Annotated in this window: 16 protein-coding genes; 6 read left to right on the top strand and 10 right to left on the bottom strand. The window is 69.4% G+C overall.

Annotated features, from left to right (window positions below):
- Positions 1-19: 19 nt before the first annotated feature.
- Positions 20-427 carry a DoxX family protein gene (locus QRN63_RS15835; RefSeq protein WP_285031599.1) on the top strand — a complete coding sequence of 136 codons (408 nt, stop codon included), beginning with the start codon at positions 20-22 and terminating at the stop codon, positions 425-427.
- Here the strand turns inward: QRN63_RS15835 and QRN63_RS15830 are convergent.
- Positions 410-3,682, bottom strand: coding sequence for an ATP-dependent helicase (locus QRN63_RS15830; RefSeq protein ID WP_285031598.1), 3,273 nt, complete (start codon positions 3,680-3,682; stop codon positions 410-412). The two genes, QRN63_RS15835 and QRN63_RS15830, sit on opposite strands and share 18 nt — an antisense overlap.
- A complete protein-coding gene (locus QRN63_RS15825; RefSeq protein ID WP_285031597.1) occupies positions 3,673-6,810 on the bottom strand; it encodes an ATP-dependent helicase in 3,138 nt (1,045 codons plus the stop codon). The genes QRN63_RS15830 and QRN63_RS15825 overlap by 10 nt, the downstream gene beginning before the upstream one ends.
- 78 nt (positions 6,811-6,888) lie before the next feature.
- Here QRN63_RS15825 and QRN63_RS15820 point away from each other — a divergent pair, with 78 nt between their 5' ends.
- Positions 6,889-7,674 (top strand): alpha/beta hydrolase, encoded by a 786-nt coding sequence (locus tag QRN63_RS15820; RefSeq protein WP_285031596.1) that lies wholly within the window; start codon positions 6,889-6,891, stop codon positions 7,672-7,674.
- A gap of 16 nt (positions 7,675-7,690) precedes the next feature.
- A complete protein-coding gene (locus tag QRN63_RS15815) occupies positions 7,691-7,987 on the top strand; it encodes an MGMT family protein (protein WP_285031595.1) in 297 nt (98 codons plus the stop codon).
- Between the two features lie 8 nt (positions 7,988-7,995).
- On the opposite strand, the gene QRN63_RS15810 is transcribed toward QRN63_RS15815, so the two are convergent.
- From QRN63_RS15810 to QRN63_RS15785, 6 genes are all read right to left on the bottom strand, one after another.
- Positions 7,996-8,955 (bottom strand): isopenicillin N synthase family dioxygenase, encoded by a 960-nt coding sequence (locus QRN63_RS15810; RefSeq protein ID WP_285031594.1) that lies wholly within the window; start codon positions 8,953-8,955, stop codon positions 7,996-7,998.
- Complete coding sequence (locus QRN63_RS15805) at positions 8,952-9,404, bottom strand: nucleoside deaminase (RefSeq protein WP_502888142.1); 453 nt, start codon at positions 9,402-9,404, stop codon at positions 8,952-8,954. The genes QRN63_RS15810 and QRN63_RS15805 overlap by 4 nt, the downstream gene beginning before the upstream one ends.
- Entirely contained in the window at positions 9,389-10,783 is a 1,395-nt protein-coding gene (locus QRN63_RS15800; protein WP_285031592.1) for a purine-cytosine permease family protein, read from the bottom strand. The genes QRN63_RS15805 and QRN63_RS15800 overlap by 16 nt, the downstream gene beginning before the upstream one ends.
- A 57-nt stretch (positions 10,784-10,840) precedes the next feature.
- Positions 10,841-11,695, bottom strand: coding sequence for a TIGR02569 family protein (locus QRN63_RS15795; protein ID WP_267318075.1), 855 nt, complete (start codon positions 11,693-11,695; stop codon positions 10,841-10,843).
- A 66-nt stretch (positions 11,696-11,761) separates the two neighbouring features.
- Positions 11,762-12,940 (bottom strand): adenylyltransferase/sulfurtransferase MoeZ, encoded by a 1,179-nt coding sequence (gene moeZ, locus QRN63_RS15790; protein ID WP_285031591.1) that lies wholly within the window; start codon positions 12,938-12,940, stop codon positions 11,762-11,764.
- Between the two features lie 115 nt (positions 12,941-13,055).
- The gene (locus tag QRN63_RS15785; protein ID WP_267318077.1) at positions 13,056-14,102 is read right to left on the bottom strand and encodes a DUF3152 domain-containing protein; all 1,047 of its coding nucleotides are present in this window, start codon (positions 14,100-14,102) and stop codon (positions 13,056-13,058) included.
- Between the two features lie 258 nt (positions 14,103-14,360).
- Between QRN63_RS15785 and fasR the strand changes: the two genes are divergently transcribed.
- Positions 14,361-15,038, top strand: a complete 678-nt coding sequence (fasR, locus tag QRN63_RS15780) for an HTH-type transcriptional activator FasR (RefSeq protein WP_212806560.1) — start codon at positions 14,361-14,363, stop codon at positions 15,036-15,038.
- 63 nt (positions 15,039-15,101) lie between these two features.
- On the opposite strand, the gene QRN63_RS15775 is transcribed toward fasR, so the two are convergent.
- The gene (locus tag QRN63_RS15775; protein ID WP_267318078.1) at positions 15,102-15,338 is read right to left on the bottom strand and encodes a DUF3107 domain-containing protein; all 237 of its coding nucleotides are present in this window, start codon (positions 15,336-15,338) and stop codon (positions 15,102-15,104) included.
- A gap of 336 nt (positions 15,339-15,674) precedes the next feature.
- Between QRN63_RS15775 and QRN63_RS15770 the strand changes: the two genes are divergently transcribed.
- Positions 15,675-16,622, top strand: a complete 948-nt coding sequence (locus tag QRN63_RS15770; protein WP_285031590.1) for a hypothetical protein — start codon at positions 15,675-15,677, stop codon at positions 16,620-16,622.
- Positions 16,623-16,655: 33 nt separating this feature from the next.
- Here QRN63_RS15770 and QRN63_RS15765 read toward each other — a convergent pair whose 3' ends face one another.
- On the bottom strand, positions 16,656-17,357 hold the full coding sequence (locus tag QRN63_RS15765; RefSeq protein WP_267318080.1) for a ferritin-like fold-containing protein: 702 nt from the start codon (positions 17,355-17,357) through the stop codon (positions 16,656-16,658).
- 327 nt (positions 17,358-17,684) lie between these two features.
- Here QRN63_RS15765 and QRN63_RS15760 point away from each other — a divergent pair, with 327 nt between their 5' ends.
- Positions 17,685-19,238, top strand: coding sequence for a DEAD/DEAH box helicase (locus tag QRN63_RS15760; RefSeq protein WP_267318081.1), 1,554 nt, complete (start codon positions 17,685-17,687; stop codon positions 19,236-19,238).
- Positions 19,239-19,249: the final 11 nt, after the last annotated feature.

Here is a 19,249-nt window from a genome sequence, read left to right as displayed (position 1 = left end):
AGCACAGCACTATGTAACCATGACCGCCGCCAGCACTTCGGATAACACCACCCCCAGCCAGACGACCGCGTACCGAATGGGTGCGCTGCTCGTCGGAATGGGCACCTTGCATTTCGTTGCCCCCAAGCCGTTCGACGGCATCGTCCCGGAAGAACTGCCCGGCACGGCCCGGTTCTACACCTACGCTTCGGGCGTCGCCGAAGTCGCCACCGGCGCCGCGCTCCTCCTGCCACGTAGCCGGAAGCTGGGCGCTCTGGCCGCTGTCGCGCTTTTCATCGGCGTGTTCCCGGCGAACGTCAACATGGTCCGGCTGTGGTGGCCCAAGGGCTGGCCCGCGCGCATCGCCGCACTGTCCCGGCTGCCGCTGCAGGTGCCGATGGTGACCCAGGCGCTCAAGGTGTATCGCAACTCACCCGAGGTGAACTAGCGCCGCCAGCTCGTCGGCGCCGGGCAGGTCGGTGGGTGCCACCGTCTGCCCGGCGCGCACGTAATGGAAGACGGCCCGCACCGAATCGACCGGCACCCCCTGGATGGACGACCAGGCCAGGCGGTACACCGCCAGCTGAATCGCCTTGTTGCGCATGGTTTCCGGGGTGGACGGCGGATCGCCCGTCTTCCAGTCGAGCACGGTGTAGCCGCCGTCGGCGTCAGCGAACACCGCGTCGATCCGGCCGCGGATCACCCGGTCGCCGATGACCATGTCGAACGGCACCTCGATGTCGGTCGGTGTCCGGGCCGCCCACTCCGAGAGGGCGAACGCGGCCTGCAGGTCTGCCAGTTCCTCGGCGACGGCCTGCCCCAGCTCGGCGTCGACCGCACCGGGCAGGTCGTCCAGATCGAACAACCGCTCGGCCGAGAAGTACCGCTGCACCCAGTCGTGAAAGGCGGTGCCCAGCAGCGCCTGCGGGTCCGGCCGGGCAGGCAGCCGTCGATGCAGCCGTTGCAGCGCACCGGACCGGTCGTTACCCAGGTCGACCAACGTGCTCACCGACAACTGCGGCGGCAAGTCGAGCGGCCTGCGCTCGTGGGCCCGCTCACGTTCGGCCAGCAGAGCATCGACATCGGCAGCCCAACCGTGCGGATCCTCGACGGTTTCCTCGGTGCCGGCGGCGAGCGCCTGCGCGACCAGGGCCGCACCCCGGTCGACGTCACCGCGCCGCGAACCGGCCGGGTCGACGGGCCATGTGCATTCGACGACGTTGTCCCGCAACGGGTTGGCGGCATTCTCGCCGGGCGGGGGTGCCCACTGCTCGATCTCGCCGCACGGGTCGTCCTCCTGTGCTGCCCGTTCGATGATGTCGCGCATCTCGATCAGAAAGTCCGAGGGTCCGGCCGGTTTCGTGGCGGTGGTCCCCCAGTGATACCCGGACAACAACAGAGTGTCCTCGGCGCGGGTGAGGGCGACGTAGAGCAGGCGGCGTTCCTCGTCGGTGCGCCGCTGAGCGAGCAGGTCCTTGTGCGCGGCGATCTTGTCCGCCAACATCTTCCGGTCGTAGACGTCGGACGTGTCGAGCACCGGCACCCCATGTTCGGACAGCTCGGCGCGGTCCCCGCGCAGCAACGGCGGCAGGTCTCCCGCATCGGTCAGCCAGGTGCGCTGCGACGCGGTGGACGGGAACACCCGGGCCACCAGATGCGGAACCGCGACGATCTGCCATTCCAGCCCCTTGGCCGCGTGCACCGTCAGGATCTGCACCCGGTCCGAGGCCACCGTCACCTGTGCCGGCGCCAGCCCGTTCTCCACCTCCGCGGCCGCGGTCAGGTACGCCAGCAGTCCGACGATGGGCGCGGAGGTGTCGGCGTCGCCGGCCGGCCGCGCGGCGTATCCCGCGACCACATCGGCGAAGGCATCGAGATGTTCGGTGCCGCGCCAGCCCTCGGAAACGCCACTGGCCGCGCGGGTTTCAGCGTCGATCCCCAGGACCCGGCGCACTTCGGCGACGAGATCCGGCAGCGGCTGGTGCAGGTGCGCGCGCAGCTGGCTCAGTTCGGCGGCCAGGGCCAGCAGCCGGCGATGTCCTTCGGGCGAGTAGCGGTCGGCCGGACCCGGATCGCTGATCGCGTCGGCCAGGCAGGCGTGGTCGGCGTCCGGGGCGACCTGCGCTATTGCCTTGTTGATGGCCTGCTCGGCGGCCGGCCCAGACGTCTGCGCGGCGTCGGGCACATCCAGTTCCGCGGCGCGACGCCAGAGTGCGGCCAGGTCCGCGGCGCCGAACCGCCACCGCGCGCTCGTGAGCACCCGCATCGCGGCGACCCCGGCGGTCGGCTCGGCGACCAGACGCAGCATCGCGACCACGTCGGCGACCTCGGGGATGGCCAGTAGCCCGGCCAGACCCACCACCTCGACGGGTACCCCACGGGCGGTCAGCGCCTCGGCGATGGGCGCGGCGTCGGCGTTGCGGCGCACCAGGACCGCGGCCGTCGGCACCGGTTCACCCGCGGCGGCGGCACCGTGGTACCGGCGGGCCAGGTGATCGGCAACCCAATCACGTTCGGCGACAACATTATCCAACAACGCGCATTGGATGGTGCCCGGCTCGGCGCCCGGCCGCGGCAGCAGTTCGCGCACGCTCACCGACCGGCGGCGGGCCTCGGCGGAGACCTCGTTGGCCAGCCTGAGCGCCCGGGGCGGGTTGCGCCAACTGGTCCGCAGCTCGAGGGTCGGGGCCGGCGAACCATCCGACAGCCGGAAGTCGGTGGTGAAACGCGGCAGGTTGGTCGCCGACGCGCCGCGCCATCCGTAGATCGACTGGATGGGGTCCCCGACGGCCGTCAGCGCCAGGTCGTCATCGACGCCGCCGCCGAACAGCGACGACAGCGCGACCCGCTGGGCATGCCCGGTGTCCTGGTATTCGTCGAGCAGGACCACGCGATACCGCTCCCGCAGCTGCGCGCCGACCTGCGGGAAACGCTCGGCCAAGCGGGCCGCGGCCGACATCTGGGTGCCGAAGTCCATCACCTGCGCATCCCGCATCCGCTGGTGCACGGCATCGATCAGCGGCACAAGCTCAGCGCGCTCGGTCTGGGTGGCCAGCAGATTCAGCAGCCACTGGGTGGGCCCGCCCCGCTGGCCGGGTCCCGCGGGAAGCGTGAGGATGAGCCGTTCGAGCTCGTGATGGGTGTCGCGCACGGCGTCGGTGTCGACCAGATGCTCGGACAGCTGGCCCGCCAGGCGCAGCACCATCTGGGTGACGGCGGCCGGGGACTTGTCGGTCTGCAGCCGGCCCGGGAAGTCGGACACCACCCGAAAAGCCAACTGCCACATCTCGGTTTCGGTGACCAGCCGGGTGGCCGGCTCGATGGGCAGCAGCAGGCCGTATTCGCGCAGCAGGGTGCCGGCGAAGGCGTGATAGGTGCTGACGGTGGCATGCTCGTCGACCGGCGAGACGCCCGGCAGCAGACCCGAACCCGCCAGGCGGGCAAGCCGGGTGCGCACGCGGCGCAGCAGCTGTCCGGCGGCTTTCCGGGTGAAGGTCAGCCCCAGCACCTGGGACGGGGTGGCGTAGCCGTTGGCCACCAGCCACACCACGCGCGCGGCAATGGTCTCGGTCTTCCCGGCACCGGCACCCGCGATCACCACCAGGGGTCCCGGCGGCGCGGCGATGACCGCGGCCTGCTCGTCGGTCGGGGTGAACAACCCGAGCGCCTCGGCAAGGTCGGCGGGGCTGTACGTCACGGGCATGCGCCCTTCGTACCCTGCGCCGGGCACATGGCCCGCACCGGGCACGTCGCACACCCCGAACCGATGCGCGCGACGAAGTGCGGCCCGGCCGTCGCCGCGGCAGCCTCGGTGACCCGCTGCCGCCACTGCGCCTGCGCCGTCTCCCCCATCGGATCCTGCTCGCGTTCGGTGGCGCCGGTCTTGGCGGGTTTGGCCGGATACACCAGCCGGCCACCGCCGGGCTGATCGCCTTGCGGCACAATGCCTTCCGCGATGGCCAGCTGGTACAGCGCGAGTTGGGCGTGCTGTTGGGCGTCGGCCTTGGTGGCCGGGCTCTTCCCGGTCTTGACGTCGACCACCACGAGACGGCCCTCGCGGTCACGTTCCAGCCGGTCGATGCGGCCCTTCACCTGTACCTGCGGCCCGTCCGGCGAACCGGCGATGGTGCCGGCCACCTCGAGTTCGGTGCCGACCTCGGTGAGCTCGCCGCGGGTCTCCTGCCGCCACGTCGTGAATGTGGCCAGCATGGCGCGGTACCGCTCCAGCTCGTTGTCGGCATACCAGTTCGAATCGAAAGGTAGTTGCTGCCAGACTTTTTCGAGTTCACCGCGCAGCTGGGCCTCGGTGCGACCGGAATCGGCGACCAGGGCGTGCACGAGCGAGCCCAGGGCCGATCGCAGGTCACGGCCGTCGCTGCCACCGTGGCGCTCCAGCATCCAGCGCAGTGGGCAGTCGGTCAGGGTCTGCACCGTCGACGGCGACACCGTGACGACGTGGTCGTCGCCCGACCACAACGGCTCGACAGTGGAGAGCTCCGTGCTCACGTACCAGTGCGCCGGGTCGGCGCCCGGCACGCCGGCCGCGGCCAGCCGGGCCAATTGCGCTGCCGCAGAAAGCCGATCGGTGTCCTCGACGGCACCGTCGGGGGCGCACACCACCGACCGCAGTCGGCCGACCAGCGCCGCCGGGGACAAGACCGCGGGCGCATGCACCGGGAGCCCGTCGGCATCAGGTGCGGTGCCGCCGGCCAGTGCCGCCAGCTCCTCGAAGAAAGTCGACGGCAGCAGCGCCTCGTCGCCGTTGTCGCTGTCGACGGCCGTCACCAGCACCCGGTTGCGGGCCCGTCCCAGTGCGGCGACCAGCAGCCGCCGTTCCTCGGCCAGCAGCGGCGCGGTGGCCGACATGCCGCGGACGTCACCCACCCCGTCGACGATGTCGAGCAGCTGTTGCGTCCCGAGCACGCCCCCACGCGGAACGGTGTTGGGCCACAACCCTTCCTGTAGACCCGCGATGACCACGAAATCCCATTCCCGCCCCAGCGCGGCATGCGCACTGAGAACCGCCACCTCGTCGGCCTCGGCGCGTTCGGGGGCCGAACCGGACCAGGAGAGGGCGCGGACGTGGTCGATCAGGCCGGCGAGCGACGCGGCTGCGGTGCGGGCCACGTACTGGTCGGCCGTGTCGAACAGCGCGGTGACGGCATCCAGATCGGCGCCCGCGGCGACGCCGGCGGCTCCCGGGCGGCCGGCCGCGGCCTGCCACCGGCGGGACAACCCACTGGCGTGCCAGGCCTGCCACAGCACGAAGTGCGGATCCTGGCCCGCGGCCGCCGACCGGCGTGCCGCATCGAGGACCCCGCGGACCCGTCGTACCGGCCGGGCCAGCTGGTCGGGCAGCTGCTGCTTGCCGTCAGCGCCCAGCGCCTCGACGAGTAGCTCACCGAACTCGCGGCCGCTGCCGTCGGCGCGGCGCAGGGCGCGCCGCAACTGGCGCAATGACACCGGATCAACCCGGCCGATGGGACCGGTCAGCAGGGCCAGTGCCCGGTCGCCGGTCAGCTGATCGGCGACGCAGTCCAGCGCCGTGAGCAGGGCGCCCACTGCCGGATGCTGGGCGGGCGGGGTGGTGTCGGCCTGCTGCTGCACCGGCACCCCGGCCGCCGTCAGGGCCCGGGCCAGCGCCGTCCCGGCCCGCGGCACCGAGCGCACGATGACAGCCATCTGTGACCACGGCACCCCGTCGACCAGATGCGCGCGGCGCAGTGCGTCGGCGATCACCGCGGACTCGGCGTGCGACGAACCCGCGACGCGCACCGCAAGCGAGCCGAGTTCGTCCGTCGTCGCCGGCGTCAGCGCCCGGGACGCGTCCACGCCAGGCAGCCGCCGCGCGACGGCCGCGACCGCGCCCGCCACCGCGGGTGAGCAGCGGTAGGACTCGGTCAGCACCACCTGCGGCTGGTCGTCGGGGCCGTACAGCAGCGTCGGCTCGGCACCGCGGTAGCCGAACACGGTCTGACTCGGATCACCGGCGATGACCGTCAGCTGGGCACCGGCCGCCAGCACCCGCACCAGGAGCGCGGCCTGCGGGTCCAGGTGCTGCGCGTCGTCGACGAGCAGCAGCTTGATGCGGGCGCGTTCGGCGTCCAGCAGCGCGGGATCGACGGCGAAGGCCTCGAGTGCCGCGCCGACCAGCTCGGCCGCGCCCAGCGCGGGCACCGTCGCCTGCGGTGCGGCCATGCCGACGGCGCTGCGCAACAGCATCACCTGCTCGTAGACCTGCGCGAACCGGGCCGCGGCCACCCACTCCGGCCGGCCGGCCTTGCGGCCGATGCGGCGCAGATCCGCGGCGTCGACGCCGCGTTCGGTGCAGCGCGCCAACAGGTCCCGCAGTTCGGTCGCGAACCCGGCGGTGGCCAATGCCGGCCGCAGGTGCAGCGGCCAATCCACGCTCGCGTCGTCACCGTCCTCGAGATCACCGGCGAGGAGCTCGCGGATGATGCCGTCCTGCTCGGCGCTGGTGACCAGCCGCGGCGGCGGGTCGCCGGCGCGCTGCGCGGCCTGCCGCAGCACGGCGAACGCGTAGGAGTGCAGGGTGCGGACGAGCGGTTCCCGAGTGACCTGGCCGCTATCGCCCAGGAGCGCCGACGTGATGGCGCCGCGGACCCGGCTGCCCAGCCGTGCCGAACCCGTCAGCAGGAGCACCGATTCGGGGTCGGTCCCGGCCGCGATATGCGTTGCCGCCGTGCGGATCAGCAGCTCGGTCTTCCCGGTTCCGGGGCCGCCCAGCACCCGTACGACACCGCGCTGCCCGGGTTCGGTCAGGGCATTAACCGAGCCGGGCGCGGTGAGTGCGGAGTGCGGGGCGGCCATGGCAGGAATGCAACCACGGGGGTACGACAAGTTCGGCCGACGGCGACGTCCGGCCGCGATGTCTGGCACCATCGATGCGTGAGCTTGCAGGTGTACCGCTACGGACCGGCGCGGCCGGTACAGATCCTGGCCCTGCACGGCCTGACCGGCCACGGAAAACGCTGGCAGACACTGGCGGACGAATATCTGCCCGAATATGCCGTGCTGGCACCCGATCTCCTGGGCCATGGCCATTCGTCGTGGGCGGCGCCGTGGAACATCGACGAGAACGTCGCGGCCCTGGCCGCCCTGCTCCAGGACGAGGCCGACGGGCCGGTGGTCGTGGTGGCGCATTCGTTCGGCGGCGCGATCGCGCTCAATCTCGCTGCCGCCCACCCGAATCTCGTGTCGGGCCTGGTGCTGCTGGACCCGGCGACCGGGCTGGACGGCAGCTGGATGAGCGAGATCGCCGACGCCATGCTCGGCTCCCCCGACTACCCGGACCGCCAAGAGGCGCACGCCGAGAAGGTGAACGGATCGTGGGGCGAGGTCTCGGCGAAGTACCCCGGCGAACTCGAGCGCGACCTGGACGAGCACCTGGTCGCACTGCCGGGCGGACGCGTCGGCTGGCGGATCAGCCTGCCCGCCATGATGTCCTACTGGAGCGAGCTGGCCCGCCCGATCGTGTTGCCGCCGCAGGGCACACCGACGACGCTGGTCCTCGCCAAGCGGACCCACCCGGCCTACGTCACCGGTGAGCTGGTGTCCGGTTTGCAGGCCCGGCTCGGCACTGACTTCGTGCTGACCGAATTCGACTGCGATCACATGGTGCCGCACGCCATGCCCGCCGAAACCGCCAATGTGATCCGGCGTCACCTCGTCTGATCATGGCTTCCTGATCATGGCCGCTGTCACCGACGAACAGGTCGAGAAGGTGCGCGACCTCGTCGCCTCGATCCCGCCCGGGCGGGTGTCCACGTACGGCGACATCGCCGATGCCGCAGGGCTTTCCAGCCCGCGGATCGTCGGCTGGATCATGCGCACGGATTCCTCGGACCTGCCCTGGCACCGGGTGATCACCGCATCGGGACGCCCGGCGCCACACCTGGCGACGCGGCAACTGGAAAACCTGCGCGCCGAAGGGGTGCTGGCGGTCGACGGCCGGGTGCGGCTACGGGAGTACCGGCACGAGTTCTGAGGCCTGGCTCACCCCACGGTGATGGCGTCCAACCGCTCCTTGATGAACTCCGAGGACACCACCGGCGCCAGCCCGGACACCGCCCCGATGGGCGGCCGCAACGGGGTGATCAGCGCATCGTGGTTGGCTTCGTAGAAGTAGATCAGCGACACCAGGTCCTCTTCCGGTGCGTGCGGCTGCGGTGGCAGCACGCGATGCCGGCCGGACGGCCAGCGTCGTCCGCTCCAATACTCCAGCAGGTCACCGATATTCACGGTCAGCGCGCCGGGTTCCCATGGCGCGTCCTGCCAGCCCCCGGCGTCCGAATACACCTGCAGCCCGCCGGCGCCCGGCTCGCGGTCGAGCACGGTGACGGTGCCGAAATCGGTGTGCGGGCCGATGCGGAACTGCCCGGGCTCGGGTTCACCCACCACGCTCACCGGCGGGTAGTGGTTGATGTTCATCGTCCACGTCGGTCGATCTGCCAGCGCGGCAAAAGGATTCGCCGGCAAGCCCAGCGCGTGCGCGAACAGCGCCAGCAGATCGTCGGACAGCCGGCGCATCTGGGCGGTGTATTCATCCACCAGCGTCTGCAGTGCGGGCACCTCGACAGGCCAGACGTTGGGCGCGAACCAGATTCGATCCACCTCGGGGTCCCCGGTCGAGGTTTCCGCGCCCAGACTGAAACTCTCTTTGAGATCGGGGGGCGTCTCGGTGCCCTCGGCATAACCGTTGGCCTCGGCGCCCGGGCCGATCCACCCGTGCCCGCCGACCGGCACCGAGTACCGCCGCTTCACCTCGTCGGCCAACGCGAAGAATTCCCGACTGGCCGTGCGGACCGCAGCCGCCAGTCCCTGGTCCACACCGTGACCGGTGACGACGATGAAACCGGCGCGCTGCAGACCCTGGTCAACTTCGGCGGCCACCGCATCAGCCTCGGCTCCGCCCGCGTACCAGCGGGAGATGTCCACTGTCGCAATAGCACTCATTCGCCGATATCCTCCGCCCACAACTCGGGACTGGCGCTGATGAACTCTGCCATCATCGCCACGCACCGCTCGTCGTCCAGAACCGTAACCGCCACACCGTGTTCGGCCAGCCAATCATGGCCACCGTAGAACGTGCGGGCCTCCCCGACCACCACCGCGCCGATGCCGAACTGCCGCACCAGCCCGCTGCAATACCAGCACGGCGAGAGTGTCGTGACCATGATGGTCGAGCCGTAGCCGCGCTGACGTCCGGCCGCGCGGAACGCGTCGGTCTCGGCGTGCACCGAGGGATCATCGCTCTGCACCCGACGGTTGTGGCCGGCGCCCAGGAGTTCACCATCGGCACGAAACAACGCCGCACCGATCGGAATACCACCTTCGGCCAACCCTTTTCGCGCTTCGGCGACCGCAACGTCGAGCATCTGCTCAGGGGTCACGCGGACGCACATTCCGTGGCGATCTTCGATCGGCACAGCACGAGGTACGCGGCACCGGCGATGACGAAGCCGACGAAGAAGGTGATATCGCCGAGTTTCGGCACCGCCCGGGCGATATAGCCGACGAACTTCTCCTGGTTGGAGAACAACAGCACCGACAGGCCCAGGCCCAGCGCGAAAGACAACAGCCCCGGCCAGTTCGAGTACGAGCGGTCGTAGAGATACCCGGCGATCTGTTGCCCACGGCGCAGATACTGATCGGCGAAGACCACACCCAGCCACGGTCCGATCCAGTACGCGATCACCAGCAGGAACGCTTCATAGCTGTGCGCGGCATCGGGCAACGCCCACCACGCGATCAGGAAACCGGCCACACCGAAGAAGACGGTCACCAGCGCCCGTGCGATGTGTGGCGGCAACGTGATGCCGATGGTCACGAAAGCCATTGCCCCGGAATAGATATTGAGCGCATTGGCGGCGATCGCACCGACCGCGATGGCCAACAGGGTCGCCTTGGCCAGCCACGGCGCCAGCTCGGCGGTGAACGACCCGGTCGGATTGCCCAGGCTCGCCGCGCCGAACGTCGTCGATGCCGCACCGACGATCTCCAGGGCGACACACGAGACGAACAGCCCGGTGGAAGCGAAGAATCCCGTCGCGAAAGAGGACACGGACGACGGCAGATAGCGGGTGTAGTCCGCGGCGTACGGGGTCCAGCCCGCCGCGTAACCGAACGCGGTGCCGACGGTGAGCAGGAAGCCCCCGAGTCCGCCGACCCCGCCCGACGGCGCCGGCGCACCCAGATTCGCATGCGCGAAAATTCCCACCGATGCCGCGCCGAAGACGATGACGAGCGCCGGGAACGACCACCGCTCGAACGCCTGCACCAGATTGTGGCCGAAGAACGCGAACGCGGTCTGCAACACCACGATGATGATCAGGCCGATCAGTGGTCCGAAGCCGAACAGGGTGGACAACGCGAACGCACCGCTGACGCTGTTGGTGGCGAACCAGCCGACGCCCGCGGTGATCGACATCAACGTCGCGGGCAGCGCGTTACCCTTGAACCCGAACGCCATTCGTCCCAGCACCATCTGCGGCACGCCGTGCAGCGGTCCGCGCGCCGACAGGAAATAGTGCGCGATGGCACCCAGCCCGGTACCGATGATGATCCCGGCGACCGCCTGCCAGAAGCTCATACCGAACGCGAGGACGGCCAGCATCCCCACGAACACCGTCGCGAATTCCATGTTGGGTGACGTCCACGTCCAGAACAGCTGACTCGGCTTGCCGTGTCGGTCCGCCTCGGCGATGAACTCGTTGCCACCGGGTTCGACCGCAGCGATCCGGTCTTTGTAAGTTCCGTCGGTGGTGGGTTCGACAGCCGTCATGCGAGGTAACTTTCCCACCGAACGGCGCATGCTGCCATTCGAACGCCGGCGCGCCGGCTACAGCACCAGGCGGACCAAGGCTGCGGTGCGGGCCAAACCGGGGAAGGCAGCCGCCGTCGACCGCGGGTGCAGCGCATGCACCGCGAGCCGGAAGATCAAGGCGCGCAACAACATCTGCGGCCACTCCGGCAGCGACGCCCAACGTTCGATGAGACCGTCGTCAGCCTCGCCCCACGACAATGCGTCGACGACGACCACACCCGCCGCCCACGACGCCGGGCGCCAGTACGGCGTGATGTCGGTGATGCCGGGCGCGGCGGTGCCGGCGAACAGCACCGTCCCGTAGAGGTCGCCGTGCACCAACTGGCTCGGGTTGCGGGTCGGCTTGCGCAGCGACGCAAGCTGATTGATCAGTTCGACCGAACGGCGGCCATCGGTCGTACCCGGCACCACGCGGGCACCGGGCGGCAACGACTGCAGTGGCCGGTCTTCCCAGGCCGCCCGGTCCGCGGCGATGAACACGTCGACGTCGCTCCACGGCACCGCGGGCGGCTGCGTCAGGAAGCGCGGACGCTCGAGCTTGGCCGTCGCCTCGTGCAGTCGAACCGCCGCCGAGACGATCTCGTCGTGTCGCGGTTCCGGGGTTCCGGTGACGAACGTATCGGCGCGCCAGCCCGCGACGACATAGCGGCCGTCGGTGGCACGCACCGGACGGGCCAGCCGGACGCCGTCGACGAACAGCGTCTCGCGCACCTTGGCCGACCAGGAGGCCCGCGCGTTGTCGGCGACCATGGACAGCACCACCTCGCCACAGCGCCAGCCGCCCTCCCAGCTCGAGCCGAGCGGCACCGGCCGGAGACCGGTCAGGCCGAACGCCGTGAGCACATGTTCGGGAGGACGGTCGTCGGTCACCCGATCAGACTAAGGTGTGCCCGGCCAGACAGACCTCTGTCCCGTCGCTTCGCTCGCCCCGGCGTGTCAGTACATGACCATGTCGGGTTCGAGTTGCCTGGCCCAGGCCACGATTCCGCCCTGCAGGTGCAGTGCGTCGGTGAATCCGGCCTGTTTGAGGGCGAGCAGGGCCTCGGCCGAGCGAATACCGGTCTTGCAGTACAGCACCGCAATTCGGTCCTGGGGTACGTGGGCCAGCCCGGCGCCGGAGTCGAGCGTCGACTTGGGGATCAGTTCGGCGCCCTCGATGTGGTTGATGGCCCACTCCGCGGGTTCACGCACGTCGATGAGCGCGAGGGGCTTGCCGGAGTCGATCATGTCCCGCAGCTCGAGGGGTGTGACCGTCGAATCCGCTGCGGCTTCGGCCGCGGCGTCGGACACCACGCCGCAGAACGCGTCGTAGTCGATGAGTGCGGTGATCTTCGGCGTCGCCGGGTCCTTGCGAATCGCGATGGTGCGGTAGGTCATGTCGAGCGCGTCGTAGATCATCAGGCGGCCCAGCAGCGGTTCCCCGATGCCGGTGATCAGCTTGATGGCCTCGGTGCCCATCACCGAGGCGACGGAAGCGCAGAGAATCCCCAGCACGCCACCCTCGGCGCACGACGGCACGGTGCCCGGGGCCGGCGGTTCCGGATAGAGGTCGCGGTAGTTCAGCCCGCGCCCGTCGGGGGCGTCCTCCCAGAACACCGACACCTGGCCGGCGAAGCGGTAGATCGAGCCCCATACGTACGGCTTGTGCGCCAGCACCGCGGCGTCGTTGACGAGGTAGCGGGTGGCGAAGTTGTCGGTGCCGTCGAGAATCAGGTCGTACTGCTCGAACAGCGGCACCGCGTTGTCGGTGTCGAGCCGGAACTCGTGCAAATTGACGGTGACCAGCGGGTTGATCTCCAGGATCGACTCGCGGGCGCTCTGGGCCTTGGACCGGCCGACGTCGGACTGGCCGTGGATGATCTGGCGCTGCAGGTTCGATTCGTCGACGACATCGAACTCGACGATGCCGATGGTGCCGACGCCGGCCGCCGCGAGATAGAGCAGGGTCGGAGAACCCAGTCCCCCGGCGCCGATCACGAGCACCCGCGCGTTCTTGAGCCGCTTCTGCCCGTCGACGCCCAGGTCGGGGATGATCAGGTGGCGGCTGTACCGCGCCACCTCGTCGCGGGTCAGTTCGGCCGCCGGCTGCACGAGCGGCGGCAACGGATTCGCCATGCCTTCAACAGTAATGACGGACATTTGGCGCACGCTCGCCGCCCGCGAGCGGCACGAAAACGCACGCCCGAAACGGCGTGTCGGCGTACAGACACGGCCGCTCGCGGGGAGGCGGCTAGGGAATGGGGTACGGCCAGGAGTTGACGTGGCAGGTCTTGCCGTCGGCCTTGACCGACTCCGGGTCGAACTTGGCGTCGTCGTTGTTGTTGGTCGAGAACGTCTGCTGCATCATGATCGGCGCCAGGCCGCCGTTGTCGCCGCAGGGCTCGTGCATCCGGAAGCCGAGGGCGTGCCCCACCTCATGGTTGATCAGGTACTGGCGGTACGAGCCGATGTCGCCCTGGAACGGCACCGCGCCGCGCACCCAGCGCGCCTCGTTGATGAAGACGCGGGACTGGGCCTTGCCGCCGTCGGCCGGGAAGTACGCCGGGTTGAAGCACGACGACTCCAGCTGGATGTCGTAGCCGCAGCCCTCACGCACCGTCATCGGCGAGGTCAGCGACACCCGGAAATCGGGCTTCTCCGGGGAGCTCTCGTCGAGCCGGGTGAAGGCGAACTTTCCGTCGTGTGTCCAGCTTTTCGGGTTGGCGAGAGTCTCGGCGACCATCCGGGCAAACGCTTCGTCGCCGCCGAAACTGGTGGTGTCGACGCCGTCTTCCACCTCGACGGTGTAGGTCACCGACTTGGTGGTGCCCTGACCGATCTTGGGGGTGGTGCCCGGCACGATGTGCCAGGCCTTGGCGCCGGCCTCGGTGAACGGGCCGCCGTCCGGGAGGATGCCGGTGGGCAGGTTGACGTCGAACTGGGTCAGGCCCTTGGGCGGTGCGCCGACGATCGCGGTGCTCGCCGAGTTGATGGTGGGCTGGCCGACCGTCGGCACATGAGGATGCGCCGGCGTGATGGGCGTCGGACCGGAGATGCTCTGGTAGACCACGATTCCGGTGACGACGGCCAGGGCCGGCAGCGCGTACGCACGCCAGCCGTAGGTGGATACGAAGCGACCCAGCCAGGACTGTTTGCGCCACTGCTGCCGGTCGTCCCGGTTGGACCGCAGCCGTCCGGAGTCCTCGGCCACCGGATCCCGCTGCGCACGCAAGGGCTCACGCCACTCATTGCGCACCACAGGGACGCGACCGGTGCCTCGGCCCGGGTCGTAGGTCACCGAACCAGGATGGCACAGAGCTGGGCGTACGCCGGTAATGGCACGCCACCGGCTGTTCGAGTGGGACCGAACACAATCGCCGAACCGCTGGTAGCGCGCAGATGCCGCGAACTAACGGTAGTAGTGTCGTGGCGATAAACTGCCGGGTCGGTCAACCTGAACAACACGTTGGGCGGCCATGAACAACTCCGGTCCTGACCGGTCCCTGAACAGTTGGTCACGGACATGTGTGCCGGACAATGCCAGATTGAGGACGTAATGAGCGAGGTTGCCAACACCTCAGACGCCAGAGGCACGCAAGCCGGAACCGACGGTGCGCAGGGTGGCCCGACCACAAATCGACGGGGCAATCGGCTGCCTCGCGACGAACGACGCGGCCAGCTGCTCATCGCGGCAAGCGACGTCTTCGTGGACCGCGGCTACCACGCGGCCGGCATGGACGAGATCGCCGAACGCGCCGGCGTCAGCAAACCCGTCCTGTACCAACACTTCTCGTCGAAGCTGGAGCTGTACCTGGCGGTGCTGCAGCGGCACGTCGACAATCTGCTGCAGGGCGTGCGCGGGGCGCTCAGCGCGACCACCGACAACCGGCTGCGCCTGCGCGCTGCCGTCGAAGCCTTCTTCGACTTCATCGAGCACGACAGCCAGGGCTACCGGCTGATCTTCGAGAACGACTACGTCACCGAACCGCAGGTCTCGGCCCAGGTGAAGGTGGCCACCGATTCCTGCACCGACGCCGTGTTCGACCTCGTGAGCAGCGATTCCGGGCTGGAGCCGCATCGGGCCCGGATGATCGCCGTCGGCCTCGTCGCCATCAGCGTCGATTGTGCCCGCTACTGGATCAACAACGACCGGCCGATCTCGAAGGACGCGGCGGTCGACGGCACGGTGCAGTTCGCCTGGGGCGGACTGTCACACGTTCCACTCACCCGCTGACGCGGCTCGAACACAAACTGCCCCTCTCCGTGCGGAGAGGGGCAGTTTTACGTGCGGGCGGAGTCAGTCCTTGCCGGTGACGCCGAAGCCGACCCGGCGGACGTCGGCAGCGCCGATCTCGACGTAGGCGATCTTGGTGGTCTGCACCAGGAACCGGCGGCCCTTCTCGTCGGTCAGCGCGAGCACGCCCGACTCCTGACCGAGCGCGTCGGTCACCAGCTTCTCCACTTCCTCGGGAGTCTGCGCGCTGTTGAGGAACAGTTCGCGCGGGCTGTCGGTGACACCGATCTTGACCTCCACGCTGACCCCTTTCATTCGTTTTCAAGACTTCAGTCGAGCTGCTATCGCACTCTCCCCAGGAGGCTAGTGGACGACGCCCGCCGCGGTACCTGCGGGCACGTTCGCCGGTGGCGAACCGGGGTTTTCGCCGCCTGCGAGGTCACGACGTCGTCACAGTTGTCGGGCCGGAAACACCACCGGTCGGCATCGCTTTTCGAGGTCGCGACGGGTCGTCTCGGTGTCGTCGACCGAACCGAGTCCCGACCGTTATCCGACGGTCAGCGAGCCGACCTCATCCGTAACTTTTGCACCACTAGCATCGACGAGGTAAGTGATACTCGACCGGGGAAAGTCGCCATGAGCAGGACATATTCGCGATATTCAACGCCGTCGGGGGCGTCCACCGGCAGCTACGGGGACACCCCGAGCGACCAGGGCTTCGACCGCGGCTACAGCTACGGCAGCTACGGCGCCGGCACCGCCTACGGCAGTGGGTACGGCAGCACCGACTACACGAGTGACCGCAGCCATTCGTACGGCTCCTACAGCTCGTATGGCTCGGCCACCGACCTTGCCGACCGCCCCACGCGTGAGTACACCAGCACCTATGGCGACACCGACCGGTTCACCGCGACCGACACGGATTACGCCGGTGGCGACGCCGACGCGGCGTACGACGACTACGACGACGACGAGATCTACGAGTACGACGACGCCATCGACCGGCGCTGGGTGTGGGTGGCCGGCGTCGCCGGCGCCATCCTGCTGGTCGCGGTCATCTGCACCGTCGTGATCCTCGGCGGCGGCGACAGCGGGCCCGTCACCGCGCCGATCACGCCGCCCGGCACCAGCCAGTCGGCGACGCCGACCGCCTCTGCCGTGCGGTCGGCCGCTCCGCGCCCCCGGGTGACGGCGGCGCCGCCGACCGCGTCGCTGGCCCCCGAGACCGTCACGACCGTCACCCCGACCGCGCCGGCCCCGACGGCCGAGGCCGTCCCGCCGGTCGACCCAGCGGCCGTGCCCGCCGCGCCGGTCCCGAACACCGTGACGTACCGCGTCGCGGGCAACAAGTCGCTGCTGGACCTGGTGACGGTGATCTACACCGACGGCCAGGGCGCACTGCAGACAGACGTCAATGTGGCACTGCCGTGGGCCAAGACGGTGACGCTCAACCCGGGCGTCACGCTGAGTTCGGTGACTGCCACCAGCGTCACCGGTCAGCTGAACTGCTCGATCAGCGACGGGTCGGGCGCAGTGGTCGCCCTGCAGAACAACAACACGATGATCGCCACCTGCACGAAGTAATCACCACGGCACCACAGGACCGGGTGTGTGAGCTCAGCCGAGGCCGAGTTCGCGCACCCGGTTCTTGTGTGTCTCCTGCAGGCGCTCGAAGAACTCGGTCATCTGGGTCAGGCCCTCGCCGCTGGACAGCACCAGGTCGACGAGTTCGTCATGCTCGGCCATCACGAACTGCGCCTGCGTGATCGCCTCCCCCAGCAGCCGCCGCGACCACAACGCCAACCGGTGCCGCTGCCGGTCGCTGGCGCTGACCGCGGCCCGCACCTCGGCCACGACGAACTGGGAGTGCCCGGTCTCCGACAGCACCGCGCGCACCACGTCGGCGGCCTCGGCAGGCAGCGAACCGGCGATCTCCAGGTAGAAATCTGCCGCGAGGGCGTCGCCGACGTAGGTCTTGACCAGCGCCTCGAGCCACGTGCTCGGCGTGGTCAGCCGGTGGTAGTTCTCCAGTGCCGGTGCGTATTTCGTCATGGCCGGGACGACGTCGACGCCGCGGCGCAGCAGCGCCTCACGCAGCACGTCGAAGTGCCCCATCTCGGCGGCGGCCATGCGCGCCAGGTTGATGCGCCCGGCCAGGTTCGGCGCCATCCGCGCCTCCTCGGTCAACCGGTAGAACGCGGCGACCTCGCCGTAGGCCAACAAGGCGAACAACTCGTTGACACCGGGATGATCGCCGGACACCGCCGGCTGCACCGGAGTTGCCGTCTGCTCGGGCCGCGCCTGGGACGTCGAAGGCATGGCCCCAACTGTAGACCGCGACTCGCGTCACAGCCGACCGGCGATGCGACCAGCTACAATGGTCTCGGCTGTAGCCAGTTCCGAGCAAGTTCCGGATCCGAGAAGGGTCTGGCCCGCGACCGGCTGCGACCAAGGAAATGTGCGTGCACGTGTTGGCCCGCCTCCATCCGCGACCTACGCGGTAGGCGGTTCTCCAGCTCGCCGGAACACCCGGCTGAATCGGCAGAATCGCCCCGAGGGCCCAAGTGTTGATCGTCAGACTCGTGCGCGCGTGGACAAACAGCGAGCACTGACTCCGATAACACTGGAAGGCATCCACGCCACCTCATGACCGCATTGACTGCAAAGACAACCGAAGAAAAAACATTCGCTGACCTCGGCGTTCGCGACGAAATCGTCCAGGCGCTCGCCGAAGACGGCAAGGCCCACCCGTTCGCCATCCAGGAGCTGACGCTCCCGTTGGCCCTCGCCGGCGACGACCTGATCGGCCAGGCCCGCACCGGCATGGGCAAGACCCTGGCGTTCGGTGTGCCCCTGCTGCACCGCGTCACCTCCGATCCGTCGCTGCCGCTGACCGGCACGCCCCGCGCACTCGTCGTCGTCCCGACCCGCGAACTCTGCATCCAGGTCTACGGCGACCTCACCATGGCCGGCAAACACCTCAAGGCCGGCGAGAACGGGGAACGCAAACTCCGCGTCGAAGCCATCTACGGCGGCCGCCCCTATGAGCCGCAGATCGAAGCCCTGCAGCAGGGCGTCGACGTCATCGTCGGCACCCCGGGCCGGCTCCTGGACCTGGCCCAGCAGGGTCACCTGCAGCTCGGTGGCCTCAGCGTCCTGGTCCTGGACGAGGCCGACGAGATGCTGGATCTGGGCTTCCTGCCCGACATCGAGCGCATCCTGCGGCTGACCCCGGATTCGCGGCAGGCCATGCTGTTCTCGGCCACCATGCCGGACCCGATCATCACGCTCGCGCGCACCTTCATGAACCAGCCGACGCACATCCGGGCCGAGGCCCCGCACTCGGCAGCCACGCACGACTCCACCAAGCAGTACGTCTACCGCGCCCACGCGCTGGACAAGGTGGAGATGGTCACCCGGATCCTGCAGGCCAACGGCCGCGGCGCGACCATGATCTTCACCCGCACCAAGCGCACCGCCCAGAAGGTGGCGGACGAGCTGGCCGAGCGCGGCTTCAAGGTCGGCGCCGTGCATGGCGACCTGGGCCAGATCGCCCGCGAGAAGGCCCTCAAGTCGTTCCGTAACGGCGACATCGACGTGCTGGTCGCGACCGACGTCGCCGCCCGCGGCATCGACATCGACGACATCACGCATGTCATCAACTACCAGATTCCCGAAGACGAGATGTCCTACGTGCACCGCATCGGTCGTACCGGTCGCGCCGGTAAGACCGGCATCGCCGTCACGCTGGTCGACTGGGACGAGCTGACCCGCTGGGCGCTCATCGACAAGGCCCTCAACCTGGACTGCCCGGACCCGGCCGAGACGTACTCGCGCTCGCCGCACCTGTACGAAGAGCTGGACATCCCGACCGATGTCACCGGATCGGTCGGCGCCTCGCGGGCCAAGCCCGCCAAGAAGTCGGCTTCTGACCCCGAGGTCAAGCGCGAGTCGAGCGCCGACAAGGACCGCCCCGCCCGCAGCCGCAGCCGGTCGCGCCGCCGCACCCGCGCCGGCGAATCGGCCACGGGTCATGTCGAGGCATCCGGTGCCGCCGAGGGCGACACCCCCGCCGAAGCGAGCGCACCCACCGGTGACAGCGCCACCGAGTCGACCCACTCGGGTCGTCGCCGCCGGCGTCGTCGTCCGAGCAAGGCCGCCGCAGAGGCCGCGGTCGTCGCCGCACCTGCCGCCGAATAGCCGCAGGTCGT

The sequence above is a fragment of the Mycolicibacterium sp. lyk4-40-TYG-92 genome (genome assembly GCF_030209435.1).
In the GTDB taxonomy this organism is placed as follows: domain Bacteria; phylum Actinomycetota; class Actinomycetes; order Mycobacteriales; family Mycobacteriaceae; genus Mycobacterium.
The sequence above is the reverse complement of the archived record's forward strand: the minus strand, read 5'-3'. Positions and strand labels throughout refer to the sequence as shown.